At 59.7% G+C, this 15,081-nt stretch carries 14 protein-coding genes and 1 other RNA gene; 12 read left to right on the top strand and 3 right to left on the bottom strand.

The genetic code is table 11. The features are described 5' to 3' along the window. Positions 1-319: 319 nt before the first annotated feature. From DWZ01_RS03470 to DWZ01_RS03460, 4 genes are all read left to right on the top strand, one after another. Positions 320-565 (top strand): DUF6110 family protein, encoded by a 246-nt coding sequence (locus DWZ01_RS03470; protein ID WP_055250999.1) that lies wholly within the window; start codon positions 320-322, stop codon positions 563-565. A gap of 78 nt (positions 566-643) precedes the next feature. Next, positions 644-2,659 (top strand): heavy metal translocating P-type ATPase, encoded by a 2,016-nt coding sequence (locus DWZ01_RS03465; RefSeq protein ID WP_233506167.1) that lies wholly within the window; start codon positions 644-646, stop codon positions 2,657-2,659. Positions 2,660-2,802: 143 nt separating this feature from the next. Then, complete coding sequence (locus DWZ01_RS10695) at positions 2,803-3,156, top strand: hypothetical protein (RefSeq protein ID WP_158556986.1); 354 nt, start codon at positions 2,803-2,805, stop codon at positions 3,154-3,156. Continuing rightward, a complete protein-coding gene (locus tag DWZ01_RS03460) occupies positions 3,153-3,668 on the top strand; it encodes a PIN domain-containing protein (RefSeq protein WP_158556985.1) in 516 nt (171 codons plus the stop codon). The genes DWZ01_RS10695 and DWZ01_RS03460 overlap by 4 nt, the downstream gene beginning before the upstream one ends. 58 nt (positions 3,669-3,726) lie before the next feature. Here the strand turns inward: DWZ01_RS03460 and DWZ01_RS03455 are convergent, their stop codons facing one another. Continuing rightward, entirely contained in the window at positions 3,727-4,161 is a 435-nt protein-coding gene (locus tag DWZ01_RS03455; RefSeq protein WP_117757419.1) for a hypothetical protein, read from the bottom strand. A 237-nt stretch (positions 4,162-4,398) separates the two neighbouring features. On the opposite strand from DWZ01_RS03455, the gene ssrA reads away from it, so the two are divergent. The 8 genes from ssrA to DWZ01_RS03415 all read left to right on the top strand — a co-directional run bounded on the left by ssrA (position 4,399) and on the right by DWZ01_RS03415 (position 13,736). Then, positions 4,399-4,762, top strand: a transfer-messenger RNA (tmRNA) gene (ssrA, locus tag DWZ01_RS03450). Between the two features lie 617 nt (positions 4,763-5,379). Beyond that, positions 5,380-6,258 carry a patatin family protein gene (locus DWZ01_RS03445; RefSeq protein ID WP_117848107.1) on the top strand — a complete coding sequence of 293 codons (879 nt, stop codon included), beginning with the start codon at positions 5,380-5,382 and terminating at the stop codon, positions 6,256-6,258. A gap of 157 nt (positions 6,259-6,415) precedes the next feature. Continuing rightward, on the top strand, positions 6,416-6,859 hold the full coding sequence (gene rplM / locus DWZ01_RS03440; protein ID WP_117848105.1) for a 50S ribosomal protein L13: 444 nt from the start codon (positions 6,416-6,418) through the stop codon (positions 6,857-6,859). Between the two features lie 2 nt (positions 6,860-6,861). After that, positions 6,862-7,257: a 30S ribosomal protein S9 gene (rpsI, locus tag DWZ01_RS03435; protein WP_022094634.1), complete on the top strand. Its 396-nt coding sequence runs from the start codon at positions 6,862-6,864 to the stop codon at positions 7,255-7,257. A 123-nt stretch (positions 7,258-7,380) separates the two neighbouring features. Then, the gene (gene glmM / locus DWZ01_RS03430) at positions 7,381-8,718 is read left to right on the top strand and encodes a phosphoglucosamine mutase (protein WP_117640103.1); all 1,338 of its coding nucleotides are present in this window, start codon (positions 7,381-7,383) and stop codon (positions 8,716-8,718) included. Positions 8,719-8,789: 71 nt separating this feature from the next. Further along, positions 8,790-9,287, top strand: a complete 498-nt coding sequence (locus DWZ01_RS03425) for a PTS glucose transporter subunit IIA (protein ID WP_022094632.1) — start codon at positions 8,790-8,792, stop codon at positions 9,285-9,287. Positions 9,288-9,559: 272 nt separating this feature from the next. After that, the gene (nagB, locus tag DWZ01_RS03420) at positions 9,560-10,288 is read left to right on the top strand and encodes a glucosamine-6-phosphate deaminase (RefSeq protein WP_055251013.1); all 729 of its coding nucleotides are present in this window, start codon (positions 9,560-9,562) and stop codon (positions 10,286-10,288) included. Positions 10,289-10,736: 448 nt separating this feature from the next. After that, complete coding sequence (locus DWZ01_RS03415; protein ID WP_117848103.1) at positions 10,737-13,736, top strand: BTAD domain-containing putative transcriptional regulator; 3,000 nt, start codon at positions 10,737-10,739, stop codon at positions 13,734-13,736. Between the two features lie 69 nt (positions 13,737-13,805). Here the strand turns inward: DWZ01_RS03415 and DWZ01_RS03410 are convergent, their stop codons facing one another. Together DWZ01_RS03410 and DWZ01_RS03405 are read right to left on the bottom strand one after the other, a co-directional pair. Further along, positions 13,806-14,105: a YhbY family RNA-binding protein gene (locus DWZ01_RS03410; RefSeq protein ID WP_006234690.1), complete on the bottom strand. Its 300-nt coding sequence runs from the start codon at positions 14,103-14,105 to the stop codon at positions 13,806-13,808. A gap of 158 nt (positions 14,106-14,263) precedes the next feature. Continuing rightward, positions 14,264-14,947 carry a hypothetical protein gene (locus tag DWZ01_RS03405; protein ID WP_117848159.1) on the bottom strand — a complete coding sequence of 228 codons (684 nt, stop codon included), beginning with the start codon at positions 14,945-14,947 and terminating at the stop codon, positions 14,264-14,266. Positions 14,948-15,081: the final 134 nt, after the last annotated feature.

Genomic DNA, 15,081 nt, shown 5'->3' with positions numbered 1-15,081 from the left:
GTGTTTCCTGCGGTTTTGCTGCGAAAAAATGCGGATGTTTCGGGGGTCTAATTTTGCTCGTTCACTTCGCGGAAAACCATTCACCTTCAATTTGCTGGAGAGGGGAGGGCTCCCTCTTTGGCGTTACGGATGTACATCGCGGCGGGCGGATCGCTAGAAGCCGGCTGTTCCCCACCTTAAGATTTCCAAAGAGTTAACCTTTGTTGAACTTAATAGTTAGATAAACTAAACTATTTTCCAAAAGCGTGCTCGAGCAAACTTGTTTACTCGGGTGCTGAAGCACCATGCCGCGTCCAATGCGGCAAAAGGGAGAAGCAACATGAAGAAGTCGACGTTCAATACCCTGCTTGTCGGTGGCGGTTTTCTGCTTGGCACGGCCGGCATCAAGCTGCTTACCAGCGCTCCGGTAAAGAATGCCTGCGTGCAGGGTATCGCGTGCGGCATGCGCATCAAGAACGGCTACCAGGACATGGTCGAGCAGGCCAAGGCTAATGTCGACGACATGGTTGCCGAGGCTGCTTACATCACCCAGAGCGAGGCCGCTGCTGACGAGGCAGCCGAGTAACGCTCCCAGGCACAAACTATGAGATTCTCGATTATTAGCGAGATCCCCGGCAGGACCCGTCTTCAATTGGCGGGTCCTGTGCCAGAGAGCGATCTCGATGCACTTCTTAAGCTCAGCGGCGAAATCGATGGTGTGCGCAAGGTGCGCGTATATGGCCGCATCGGCCAGATGGCACTCGAATACGACGAGTCGCGCCGCGATGCCGTGCTGGCCGCCGTCGGTGCGCTCGACGCTCAGGCCATTGCCGACGCAAAGACGGGTTACGTGATGCAGCTTGAGCCGCGCAAGCACAAACTCGTTATGGACCTGGCGACACTCGTCGGTGCCCATTACGCACGTCGCTGGTTCTTGCCCACGCCACTGCGCGCGGTGTTTGTCGTGGCCGGTTACATGGCCTTTTTGCGTGCCGCCCTCCGTGAGCTCGCGCAGCCGCGCCTGACCGTTCCCGTGCTCGACGCTTCGGCCATCGGTATCTCGTTTGTCAAACGTGATGTCGACACCGCGGGCCAGACGATGTTCCTGCTCAACGTGGGCGAGCTGCTCGAGGACTACACCCGTGCCATGAGCGAAAACGAGCTCATCAACTCGCTGCTCGACGTGCCCGATAAGGCACAAAAGGTCGTCGGCGATACCGAGGTAAGCGTTGCCGCGACCGAGCTTGAGCCCGGCGACTTGGTGGCCGTGCGCACTGGCATGTCCATTTGCATCGACGGTGTTGTCGAGCAGGGGAGCGCTATGGTCAACCAGGCGACCCTGACCGGCGAGCCGCTGGCCGTCGAGCGCAGCGTGGGCGACGACGTGTTCGCCGGTACCGTCGTGGAAGATGGCAGCATCTTGGTGCGCGTGCGCGCCAATACGGCTCAAACCAAGCTCCGCTCAATCGTCTCACTCGTGCAGACGGCCGACTCGCTCAAGTCCGAGGGCCAGTCGCACATGGAAGACCTCGCCAACAAGATCGTCCCGTGGAACTTCCTGCTCGCGGGCCTGGTTGCGCTTACCACCCGCAGCCTCATCAAGACCTCGGCGGCGTTGATGGTCGACTACTCGTGCGCACTCAAGCTTACGGGCTCCGTTGCCGTCATGACCGCTATGAGCGATGCCGCCAAGATGGGCGTCATGGTCAAGGGCGCGAAGTACTTTGAGTCGTTTGCCAAAGCCGACACCATTGTGTTTGATAAGACTGGCACGCTTACCGAGGCGCAGCCGCGCCTGGCTTGCGTGCTCACCACCGATGGCTGGAGCGAGGACGAGGTCCTGCGTCTTTCCGCTTGCTTGGAGGAGCATTTCCCGCATCCGGTGGCGCGTGCCGTGGTCAACGCCGCCCGCGAACGCGGGCTTGAGCACCGCGAGCGCCATGCCGCCGTCGAGTACATCGTGGCGCACGGCATCGCTTCGTCCATCGAGGGGCGTCGCGCCATCATCGGTTCCGCGCACTTTGTATTTGAGGACGAGAGCGCGCAGCTCGAGTCCGACATCAAGGAGCAAATCGAGCTCCAGATGCAGGGCCTGTCGCCGCTGTATCTGGCGGTCGATGGCAAGGTCGTCGGCGTGCTCGGCATCGAGGATCCGCTCAAGCCCGGGGTCCGTGAGGCCATCGCCGACCTGCATGCGCTGGGCGTCAAGCATGTCGTTATGCTCACGGGCGATTCCGAGCGCACGGCCGAGCGCATTGCTCGCGAGGCAGGTGTCGACGAGTTTAAGGCCGAGCTGCTGCCCGAGGACAAGTACGCGTATGTGGAGCGCATTAAGAGCGAGGGACGCCACGTTGCCATGGTGGGCGACGGCGTCAACGATTCGCCGGCGCTCGGTTTGGCCGACGTGGGCCTGGCGATGGGTGGCGGAAGCGATATCGCCAAGGAGGTCGCCGATATCATCCTGACCGATACGGATCTCGCCGCGATCGTGCGCCTGCGCCGCATGAGTCAGGGCCTCATTGATCGTCTGACGAGCTCCTATTCTAAGGTGATGCTCACTAACTCGGCGCTGTTGGCACTGGGCATTACCGGAACGATTACCCCGCAGGCGTCGTCGCTGCTGCACAACGGCTCGACGATTGCCTACAGCCTGAGCAACGCCAAGGCGTACCTGCGTTAGCAGACGTGTTCGCCCACGTTATCTGGCCTGCGCCCAGACGGCATCGGTGTCGTCTGGGCGCAGGCCTTTTGCGTTTGACCATGTGCTAGCTTCTCTATATAGTGTTGCTAGCAGGGATAGCAATTGAAGGGAGCGGGATCGACGTGGGTGCTGTTAGCGGCATGGCGCAGGTGAACGTTCGCGTAAATCGCCAGGTCAAGAACCGTGCCGAGGAGGTGCTGCAGCTTTCGGGCAGGTCGCTGCCCGGGCTCATCAAAAAGGTGGTGGCCAAGGTCGCGCAGGGTGGCGGGCAGTGCGAGGAAGTGCTTGCGGCCGTCGACGACCGGCAGCAGACCGTCGCGCCCGATACTCCGTTCGCCGCATCATGGGCGGCAGCGGACCAGCTTTACGCGGACCTGGGCATCGCTACCTCGTCCGTATCCGATGCCCGCGATTGGGACACAATCTATTCCGAAGCCATGGACGAGCGCTATCGCCAAAAGGGGATGATCCTGTGAGCGGGGCTCCTCTCAAAATAATGGTGGACGCCAACGTATGGGTTGATTCATTTTGCGTCGACCATGCCGAGTCGCTTGCCGCGCGTGCGTTTATTGGGCGGGCGACGGAATCGGGCGCAACGTTGCTCTTTCCGGTGCATATCGCCAAGGACGTGCTGTACGTTGTCCAGCACGAACTGAAGCGTAGCGTTCTTGCCAGCGGGGGAGCGCTCGACGAGGCTTCTGCCCGCGCGATTGGCGATGCGGCGCTGGCGTTTGTTCGGAATATGACCGAAAACGCCACGGCCGTGGGTGCAGATGCGTCGGACCTTTGGCTGGCCGACAAATACTTAGCGCTCCATCGCGATTACGAGGACAACTTGGTGCTCGCCGCATGCAAGCGCGCGCAGGTCGATTACTTGGTGACCAACGATCGAAAACTGCTCGAACATGCCGATCTTGCAGCAAAGACCCCGCGCCAAATGATGCCGATTCTGGCTTTGGCCGAACGCGGCGGCGCGGCTATCGGTTGATGCGAACTGTTTGCGGGCCTCTTGGACGACGATGCGCCAAGGGGCCCGCGTCTGCTATTTACAAAAGCTCGGCCTTAATGGCGGGACTTTCTGCGAGCTGCTCGGCTGCCTTTTCGTCGGAGCTGTCGAGTGCTGCCAGACTGCGGTAGACCCACTCGTTGACCTGGGTGTTCTTGACGCCTGCGGTCTGCATAAGGGCACCTACCTCGCGGATTGCTGCGAGCAGATTGGCCTTGGGACCCGCGAGCTCGACCTCGATGCCGTGGTAGGCGGTCACGCCGCGGTTCTCGCTCACGTGGTCGATAAAGCCCTCGACGGTCTCAAGCTGCTGGGCGAGAGCCGCATCATCGTCAGCGTCCAGCGCGACGAGTGCGTTCGATACCGTGAGGGCGGGATGTCCGCAGGGGACAAAGCCCTCGATGACATCCATAGCTTCGGTAATGGTTGAGCCCAGGCCTGCGAGGGCATTGACGAGTTGCTGCTTGGTATCCATAACGGTCCTTTCGACGGGTCAATTATGCTTGGCGAAAATATACGTGATGCGATCGGTAACAAAAGTGCGAAGTGCGGCGCACATTGGGGTCTTCACAGCTCGTGCATAGGACAGCTGTCCGCTTTCAGAACGTGGTAAGATAACACTCCACAAGCGGGGCTCGCCCCGTATGTTCCTTGAAAAGTCGACGGGTGTTGGGTGCTCGTGCCCAATGCTATCCAGACTTTCCCGACATTCGGGGGCGACTGGTTTCGACACGATAGCTCTGAGAGAGGAAGCAAGCCGAGGTCTCCTCGCCTCGTTAAACAGGGGTACCGTCAAATTGAATTGACAACAACTCTTCTTTTGAGCCTATGGCTCTCGCTGCTTAATTTATAGCGGCGCGTCAACCCGGTGATTTCCCCGACACCGGTGCGACGTCATGTTAAGGGAATGCTCCTGCGCACGTAATCGGTATGGCGCAGGCTAAGATCGAACCGGTTGGGATGCTGCGAGCGTGTCGCTGCGCGCAAAGCGTCCGAGACTAAACCAGCGACTGAGCTTGGAGATGCCAATCAGGGGGCTTTCGTGGACCGGAGTTCGATTCTCCGCGCCTCCACCAATAGTTACAGGCAGGTAGATATTCGTATCTACCTGCCTTTTCATTTCTAGCCCGTACCGCGGAGAATCGAACTCTGTGCAGGGCGCGAGCGTTAAACAAACGCGGAGCGTTTGTAGCGAGCGGGCGAGGACGCCGGCAGGCGGCCGAAGCCGGTGCGGATTTGCGAAGCAAATACGCGGATTCTCCGCGCAAAGCCTCGACTGGATATAGATTCGATGCCGACCGGATGACAGCCTGCCGTGTCCCGCGCGGACGGATCCCCTCCACCCGCGGAGAATCGAACTCTATGCAGGGCGCGGGCGTAAAGAAAACGCCTCAGTGACGCAGAGTGGGACGCGCTTTCCCAATGGCAGCCCAGGCGGAAAGCCCATCCCGGAATCCGCGCTCAGACTGGGACGTAGTTTCCGGATGACACATCAAGCGGAAACCGCATCCCGGAATCCGCGCTCAGACTGGGACGCGCTTTCCCAACGGCGGTCCAAACGGAAAGTTCATCCCGGAATCCCGCCTCAAACTGGGACGCACTTTCCGCTTCACCTGCCGCCTCGAAAAACCTGCGCGCCCTCCATTCCAAAACTGGGTAGAAGAAAGCCAAAACGCAATCGCAGGAGGTCAATATGACTGCAGAAGATAAGGCAAAGAACGTCGGCAAGGTCGCGCTCGTCTTGGAGGGTGGCAGTTTTCGTGGGCAGTTTACCGCCGGCGTGCTCGACGTTCTCATGGAGGCCGGTGTCGAAATTCCGGCGGTATATGGCGTATCGGCCGGTGCGCTCAACGGCGTCAACTACAAGTCACACCAGATCGGTCGCGTCAATCGCATCAACCTGACCTTCTGCAATGACAACCGCTACATGGGTGCCGCATCCTTCGCATCCACGGGCTCCATCGTGGGTCACGACTTTATCTTCAACGATATCCAGGACCGCCTGGATCCCTTTGACAACGAGGCGTTCGACGCCAGCCCTATCGAGATGTACGCCGTCGCGACGGACATGCTGTTTGGAACCGCTGCCTACCTGCCGGTCAAAAGCGCCGTGCTCGACCTCGACGCCGTGCGCGCCTCGACGTCGCTGCCGCTGGTGACGCCGCCGGTCGAGATTGACGGGCACAAATACGTCGACGGCGGCGTGGCCGATTCGGTTCCTATCGAGCATGTGCTCGAGGAGGCGGGCTTCGACCGTGCGGTCGTCATCGTCACCCAGGACCGCTCATATGAGAAAAAGCCCTACGAGTTTTTGCCGGCGGCGCGTGCGCGCTATGCCGACTACCCCTATCTGCTCGAGGCTATCGAGACGCGCCACGACCGCTATAACCTCCAGCGCATGCACCTGTGGAAGTATGAGCGCGAGGGCCGCGCACTGGTCGTCGCTCCGCAAAAGCCGGTCGAGGTCGGCCATGTCGAGCACGATCCGGCAAAGCTTCTCGATCTGTATATCCAGGGCCGCCAGGAGGCAAAGCGCTTGCTGGGAGATATCGAGGCGTTTGTCGAGCGTTAACGCTGCGACATCACGGCTCGTGGATGACATGTGCAGAAACTCTGGTCGGAGCCAAAATACCTGTTGACTCGTACGGCGAGCGGGGTAATATGGACGGGTTACTTGCAGAGCCCCGTGAATCTCTGTAACAACACGTACTGTACATGGAGGAGTCTAAGTGATTTCGAAATCGACTCACTACGCCAAGCAGGGCGAGGTCCAGCGCAACTGGGTTCTCGTCGACGCCGATGGTGCTGTCCTGGGCCGTCTTGCCACCCAGATCGCAATGATCCTGCGCGGTAAGAACAAGCCCCAGTTCACGCCCAACAGCGACTGCGGCGACTTCGTTGTCGTCATCAACGCCGATAAGGTCCAGCTTACCGGTAACAAGGCCGGCACGAAGACCTATTATCGCCACAGCGGCTACAACGGCGGCCTCAAGGCTGAGAGCTTCCGCCAGGCTATGGAGAAGCACCCGGAGAAGGTTATCGAGCGCGCCGTTCGCGGTATGCTGCCCAAGACCACCCTCGGCCGTGCCCAGATGACCAAGCTTAAGGTCTACGCTGGTGCCGAGCATCCGCATGCTGCCCAGAACCCCACGAAGATTGAGCTGGAGGCTTAAAGATGGCTGAGAACACCGTTGTCTACCAGGGTACCGGCCGTCGTAAGAACGCCGTCGCCCGCGTCCGTCTCGTCCCCGGCACCGGCAAGGTGACCATCAACAAGCGTGACGCCGAGCAGTATTTCGGCCGTCATCAGCTCGTTGAGAACGCCCTTGCTCCCTTCAAGGTGACCGACACCGCCGGTCAGTTCGACGTTATCGCTCTGTGCGATGGCGGCGGCATCTCCGGTCAGTCCGGCGCTCTGCGCCTGGGCATCGCCCGCGCTCTTCTGAACGCTGGCGACTACCGTGCTGACCTCAAGAAGGCCGGTTTCCTTACGCGCGATGCTCGCGTGGTCGAGCGCAAGAAGTACGGCCTCAAGAAGGCCCGCCGCGCTCCCCAGTTCTCCAAGCGCTAAGGTTTTATCTCCTTTCGAGATACAATGTACAAGCGGGGCCTGCCGATTCCTCGGCGGGTCCCGCTTTTCTTTTTCGACTAGGGTGGGCGGTTGTATATCGCCTGCTAGGGAAGGAGCGATCCTATGCCCCAGAACATCTTCGGTACCGACGGCGTCCGTGGCGTCGCCAATGCCGACCTCTCGTGCGACCTCGCGTTTCGCCTGGGCCGCGCGGCGACCAAGTTCCTTGGCCCGGACATCTGCATCGGCCGCGACACGCGCCTTTCGGGTACCATGCTCGAGAGTGCTCTGACCGCTGGCATTATGGCCGAGGGCGGCCGTCCGCATTGCTGCGGCGTTATCCCTACGCCGGCCGTGGCGCTGCTCACCGTCCAAAACGAGCTCGACGGCGGCATCGTCATCTCCGCTTCGCATAATCCGCCGGAGTTCAACGGCATCAAGTTCTTTAGCCGCAAGGGCATGAAGCTTCCCGATGCTGTCGAGGAAGAGATCAGCGCCTGGGTCATGTCCGAGGAGGCCATGGCTGCCGACACGCTGCCGACCGGCGCCGGTGTGGGTCACATCATCAAGATGAAAGACGCCCGCAAGGCCTATGTCGATCATGCCATCAGCACGCTCGACGGCCTTAAGCTCGATGGCCTGGTTGTTGCCGTCGACTGCGGCCACGGTGCTTCCTGCCAGACCACGCCCGCTGCGCTGCAGCGCCTGGGCGCCACGGTCCATGCCATCAACACCGATTACTGCGGCACCGACATTAACGTTGAGTGCGGCTCCACTCACCTTGAGCCCCTGCGCGAGCTCGTGCTGCGCACCCACGCCGATATCGGCCTGGCCCACGACGGCGACGCCGACCGCGTGCTGTTCGTCGACGGCGAGGGCAATGAGATCGACGGTGACTACATCCTGGCTATCTGCGGTTCTGACCTCGCCGCCCGCGGCAAGCTCGCCAACTCCGAGATCGTCTCGACCGTCATGTGCAACCTTGGCTTCTCCATCGCTATGAAGGAGCAGGGCTTCGAGATGGTTCAGACCGCCGTGGGTGACCGCTACGTTTTGGAGCGCATGCTCGCGGATGGCGCCGTCATCGGCGGCGAACAGTCCGGCCACATCATCTTCCTGGAGCACAACACCACCGGTGACGGCCTGGTGACGGCTCTGCAGCTGCTGGCCGTGCTCAAGCGCACCGGTCGTACCCTCACTGATCTTGCCGGCATCATGAAGAAGTACCCGCAGGTCCTCGTCAACGTGCATTCCGACAACAAGGCTGGTCTGGATGATTGCCAGCCCATCTGGGATGCCGTCGCTGCTGCCGAGAAGGAGCTTGATGGCCGCGGCCGCATTCTGGTGCGCCCGAGCGGTACCGAGCCGCTGGTCCGCGTTATGGCCGAGGCCGAGACGCACGAGCTGACCCAGCGCGTTGTCGACGACATCGTCGAGGTTGTCAAGCGCGAACTTCCCTAATGGTCAAAAACGAGTGCCAAGTGGTAAACTGTTAAGGCTATTTTGGTCGATTGGTATGTCCGAGGGGGAGCATGTTCACTAAAGTCCTAAGGTCTTTTGGTATGCGTGGTCGAGTCCTTACGCTGGATGCTCCCATCTCGGGCGACGTCATTCCGCTTTCCGAGGTAAACGACCAGACATTTGCCACCGGCCTTTTGGGCCAGGGCGTGGCGATTCAGCCTACCGGCACGCGTGTGATTGCACCGGCTGATGCCAAGGTCGAGGCCATTTTTCCCACGGGACACGCTGTTGCGCTTAACACGGTCGATGGCTTGGACGTGCTCATCCACGTTGGTTTGGACACTGTTCAGCTTGAGGGCAAGCACTTTACCGTACATGCGCAAGTGGGCGACATCGTCCATAAGGGCGATGTGCTCATTGAGTTCGATCGCGAGGCAATTGCTGCCGAGGGCTACGATGTGACGGTTCCCATCTTGGTGTGCAACTCTGTTGAGTTCTCGAGCATCAAGGGCTCCGTTGGCGTGCATGTCGAAGAGATGGACCAGCTCATCGTTGCTCGCGAGCGCTAGCAAGTGCATGTGGCCATTAGCCTACAATTCAAACACGTTTACGGAGGGCGCCCTTGAAAGAGGACGCCCTCCGTGGCAAGATGGGATTTGTCCGAAGCTAAAAGGCTTCGGGTCACCGTGGACGGGCAGGGGCCTCGACGCGGCTAGACACGAGACACATACATTACGCGACCTCGCCCTGGTGGCCGCACACGTTGGTTGCGGCCGACGCGGGCCGCGGGCAAGTGCTTGTAAGGGGAGCCTTGCCTCTCTTGTACGAGAAAGGACGCGTAATGAAGATCATTAAAGCTAAAGACTACGAGGATATGAGCCGCAAGGCCGCCAATATTATCTCGGCGCAGGTTATCCTCAAGCCCGACTGTGTGCTGGGACTTGCCACCGGCTCCACCCCGATCGGTGCCTACAAGCAGCTCGCTGCTTGGTACGAGAAGGGCGACGTCGACTTTGCCGAGGTCAGCACCTACAACCTGGACGAGTATCGCGGCCTTTCGCACGACGATCCCCAGAGCTATCACTACTTCATGCGTGAGAACTTCTTCGATCACATCAACATCGACCTGAACAACACGCATGTGCCCGACGGTTCCAACCCCGACGCCGCCGCTGCCTGCTCTGAGTACGACAAGATCGTCGCCGCCGCCGGTTACCCGGATCTGCAGCTGCTCGGCATTGGCAACAACGGCCACATCGGCTTCAACGAGCCCGATGACCACTTCTCCAAGGGCACGCACTGCGTCGACCTCACCGAGAGCACCATTCAGGCCAACAGCCGCCTGTTCGACAGCATCGACGACGTTCCCCGTCAGGCCTACACCATGGGCACCCAGACCATCATGTATGCCCGCATGATCCTGGTCGTCGCCAACGGCGAGGCCAAGGCTCAGGCCGTGCATGACATGTGCTATGGTCCGGTTACGCCCGCGTGCCCGGCTTCGATCCTGCAGCTGCACACCAACTGCGTTGTCGTTGCCGACGAGGCCGCCCTTTCGCTCTGCGAGTAGCGCGAATCCTGCACCTCGACATAGCCTTGCCTAAGGCCTCCGCTTTGCGGGGGCCTTTTTGCTATCCCTTTCCGCCCGCTTGACCAAAATCTTGCCGCAAGCTTGACGAATGCCGGATGTCAAACAGCTTGATTCATTCCATATCAGATTCTATGCAAAAATGCCACTAAAAGGTCGTAGACGGTAGCGGGTGCTAGGCGAGTTGAATGACATAGCTGAACCTTGTTCATTTGCGTTACACTGCCGCTTAGATGGGACAAGCTGACAAGCTCATTTACCTGCTTAAAGACCGATTAGTCGGGGGATTAATAACAATCGGCCCTCGCTGTACAAAAACTTGCCGCTTGCGTACCAATAGACAACCTAGAACACAAGGTCGCTCTATTCATAGCGCGGCTTGTATGGTCTTGCGGTTACAGTGTCCATACGGTCGAGTTGAGGAGCGGGCATGGTAAACGATTTGGGCAGTATAGACGACCTCGAGCTGATGCCGCTGGGCGGAGGCTATATGGTGCGACGCGAACGCTTGATGAATGAGCTTATCGCCAAGGGCCGAAAGGCCGGCATTGTGGTTCTTTATGCGCCCGACGGGTTTGGGAAGACCTCGGTACTGCTGCAGTACACCCATGAGGTTAAATGCGACCCGACGCGAGGCCCCGTGCGGATTATCGAGGCCGATCGCGCTACCGGGCGCGAGGTGTTTATGCAGCTCGAGGTGGTTACCGAAGAACTCAAAGACAAACCGCACTCCCTTATCGCGATTGATAATGTGCCAAACCTCGATCAGCACGATACCGAAGACCTCATCGACAGGATTCGCGGCCTGCGCGCTATGGGGGTAGGGGTCTTTATCTCCTGCCGTCCTTCAAATCGTCAACTGATTCATGGGCTGGGCGATTCGGTTAAGATCAATGCGCAGATGCTCAAGGTGCATGCCTATGAGTATTCGGCGTGGGCATCGGCGTTTTCGATCAGCACATCGCTCGACTTTTATCAGCTCACGCAGGGCGTGCCCGAGCTCGTTTCGGCATTGCAGACGGGTCTGTATGGCCAAGGCGACGTAGCCGGTCTGCTCGAAAACGAGATTGTCAACGTATATGGCGCGGCACTTGTCGATCTGGCTTCGCTCGACAATAATGCGCTGTTTTGCGTGGCATGTCTCATGATTTTGATGGGCGAGGGCAATATCGCAGAACTCGAGGCTTGCGGGGTGAGGCTATCGATGGTCGACCAGTCCTACTTCGTACGCGACTACCCGATCTTTGGCTTGGACCCCGCCGAGCGGAGTTTTACGTGTCTGGGCACGGAGGATAACGGACGCTTGCGCTTGCGTAAGTTGGTGGCCGAGGTCCGCCCCGAACTTGTTCCGAGGGCGGCCCGGATTTTGCTTAAGGCGGGCCGATGCGATGCGGCGATGGGCCTGGCGGACGCCTTTTTGGACCGTGATGCGGTCCTTGAACTTGCTGGGCAGTATGGGGTCGATCTGGCTCTGACGGGGCACGGGGCCGATATCTGCCGAGCAGCGCTGGGCACGATCGATGCCGAGGATCCGGCTCCAGAGCCAACGCCTGCCGAGGCGCTTGGCGTATATCTGGCAGCGGTCAGCGTGTCCAATACAAAGCTCGCTCGCTATATGGCATCGGTCATCGAGCGCGGGGGCGAACGGGCGGCCTGCGAAATAGACCCTGTTTCATGGAGGGTGGCCCAGACACTGACGGCTGTTTGCTATGGGGACAACGGGCTTGGGCTTCCTACGAACCTGGCCGTGCCAGAAATAGAGACGTCCCACACCGCACTCGACATGCTGTCCGCGCATATCGAGGTCAAGCGATGCCTGACCGAACGGGGAGATGACGGCGGCGTTCTACAGCAGCTCAAAACGAGCAAGGCCTACGACTGTGAGCTCGACATCGCGGGGATTGTTATACGGGCCGATAGCATGCTGGTGGAGCTCTTTGACGGGTCGTTTGCGGGAACCGACGAGCGCGACGACGAGATGACGGTGGTGCGGGAGGCGCTCGACGTACGTGGGCTTAAGGCGATGGCTATCTGGGTGCGCATGGTGCTGGCGGCACGGCGGCTCCTTTCCGGCCTGCCGGTAACCGACGACGCGGCGTTCAACGAGCTCGATCGTTTTGCCGTGCGCATGCGCGATAACCAGATTCAGCTGTTTGGCCTGTTGCTAGAAGGCTGGCAGTCGCTGGCAGAGGGACGGCCGGTTAATGCAAAGTTCCGTGCGGTCCAAGTGCTCAAACTTGCCGAAGAGTCGATTGCGTACATGCGCGATAACGCATTGCTGCTGGAGCGCGCGGCGTATCTGCGTAACACCTCGATGGTTTCGGTACGTGAGGAAGCGGAGTTGCTCGATATAAGCCAGACGCAGGTTGGTGGAGCGGAGGCCTGGATGGTGGCGCTGCATTTGGCCTGTGCGGGCCGAGACAGCGATCTTGCGGCCTGGATGTCCATGAATCGTGCGGGGATTCTGGAGCCATCGTATCGGCTCTTTGCGCGCCTTGCCATGCATTGTCTGGGCGAGCCGGCGACCAGGATTCGCAAGAAGCTTCCCGTGCGCGAGCTGTCGCGGTACTCGCTGCGCGACGATTTGGAAGGGGAGGGCGAGCGCCTGTTCCAGGCCGGCGAGGTTGAAGCCGTTGATACCATTGACCATATCGAGATTCGCATGTTTGGTGCGTTTCGCGCCGAGCGCGACGGGTTTCCCATCACGGACAAAATGTGGCGCCGCAAGAAGGCGGCGACACTTGCCGAGCGGCTTGCGCTGGGCATGGATGCGCTCGTCGATCGTGAGACGCTGGCCATGGAGTTGTGGCCCCATGCCGAGTTCAATAGCGCCCGCAACAACCTGTACTCGACGATATCGCGCTTGCGGTCGGCTTTGGGACCGACGCCGGATGGCAAGTCGTGTGTGCTCATCCAAAATGAATGCATCGGACTCAACGGCGACTACGTCAAGACCGATGTACGGCTGTTTGACCAGATAAGCCGCGAGGTTTTGGGAAATCGCACGGGTGCGCGCGGGCCCCATTTAGTTGAGCTGTGCCTTAAGATTGAGCAGCTTTATGCCGGACCGCTGTATGTTCCCAATGGCTGTAACCCCACCTACTTTTTGCGTATGCGACGCATTATGCAGTCAAAGTACATCGATTGCATGATTAAGGGAGCAAATGCCGCTCTAGAAGAAAACGATTTGCAGTCGGCGATTTGGCTGGCGGAGTCGGGGCTTCGACAGGAAACGGCGCGTGAGGATATGGTGCGCTGCGCCATGCGCGTCTACAGTGCGGCGGGGCGGCGGCGCGATATCGTCGAGCTATACAGCGGGCATATGCACCATCTAAGGGAACAGGTCAATGGCGTACCCGAGCCCGAGACGCGGCATCTATACGAGCGCTTGGTGGAGGGGCGGCTCAATCGCGTGCTGGTCGAGCGATAAAAAACGGGCGCCCGAAGTACTTGGGCACCCGTAAGCTTGCTATGTGTTGGCTCGCCGGATCATTGGCTCTTAGACGAGCTTGATCTTCTCGATGTCCTTGCGCGAGGACTCGCGATACAGCGAGAACTTGCGGCCGATGACCTGGACGACCTCGGCGTGGCAACGCTCAGCGAGCTCTTCGGCGGCCTCGCGGGCGGAAAGACTGGAGCCATCGAGCACGGAGCACTTAACGAGCTCGTGCTTCTCCAGGTAGGCGACCGTCTGCTCGACGGTGCCCTCGTTGACATCGGACTTGCCGATGATGATGGCGGGGTTGAGGTGATGGGCCATGCTGCGAAGCTGCTTGACCTGGGCTCCTGTCAGTGCCATGGGTTCTCGCTTTCTATGTATGGGGCGCCCCGCGACGGGGCCTTAATCTACGTGAGCTGTCCCACGATAGCGCAGGAACGGCGCGGTGTGGGGCGCGTTTGCCCAGTTCGCAAAGAATGCGGATGCCGAGGTGATGGGCAGCTCGGGCTGTGAACGGGCTACGAGCGGGATTCAGAGATCGGTTCCCATGCAATAAACGCCCAGCGAACCTTACGGATATGGTCGAGCATATAGCGCCCCTGCGGCACGCCCTTGGAGCCCGGCTCGCCGGCATGGGGGTTTTCGATCATGTGCTGAGCGATATAGTCGCGCAGGCGGTCGATCTTATCCTCGTTGCCATGCTCGAGCATACGGGAAAAATCCGCCACGCCTGCCTCAAGGCTATCGAAGGTATCGCGACGAGGCGATTCAAAGTATGTAACCTGCGGCAACGCACCCATCTGAATGAGGATGTTGAAGGCGTACACAAAGCCATTGCTGCAGGTAACCGAGGCGCCGATAGCGTTCATCAAGTGCAGATCATAACGCGGGCTGGAGTTGGCGACCATCGTGACAGCACAACGCCGACGAGCCGTACGATCAAGCTTGGCAAGCGCACCTTTTAGATTAGTCGTCGTAACCGACCGACTGGCAAAGGCAACATCCACCGCCTTTGCGACCGGTCCAACCAAATCCCAATCATCATCCCAAGCAAGCTCAAGCGGCGTAATGCGATCCTCGAGCCCATAGTACTCAATGCCAGCATCAAGCGTGCCCAACATGGCAGGGGAAAAGTCAGCAGCAATCACAGGATGCCCAGTCTGAGCAAGCGGAATAGCAATCGACCCAGCCCCACACCCCATATCAAGCACCGATTCACCAGGCCTTAACGCCAACAGCTTCATAAAGTCCCGGGCATACGGAGCAGTCTCAAGCGGCCGAAAATGCCGAGCCCGCTTATCCCACTCAAAAGAGTCATCAGCCCGCCGCCGACCAG

The sequence above is a fragment of the Collinsella sp. AF28-5AC genome (assembly GCF_003457875.1).
In the GTDB taxonomy this organism is placed as follows: domain Bacteria; phylum Actinomycetota; class Coriobacteriia; order Coriobacteriales; family Coriobacteriaceae; genus Collinsella.
This window is presented reverse-complemented; position numbering and strand designations above follow the sequence as displayed.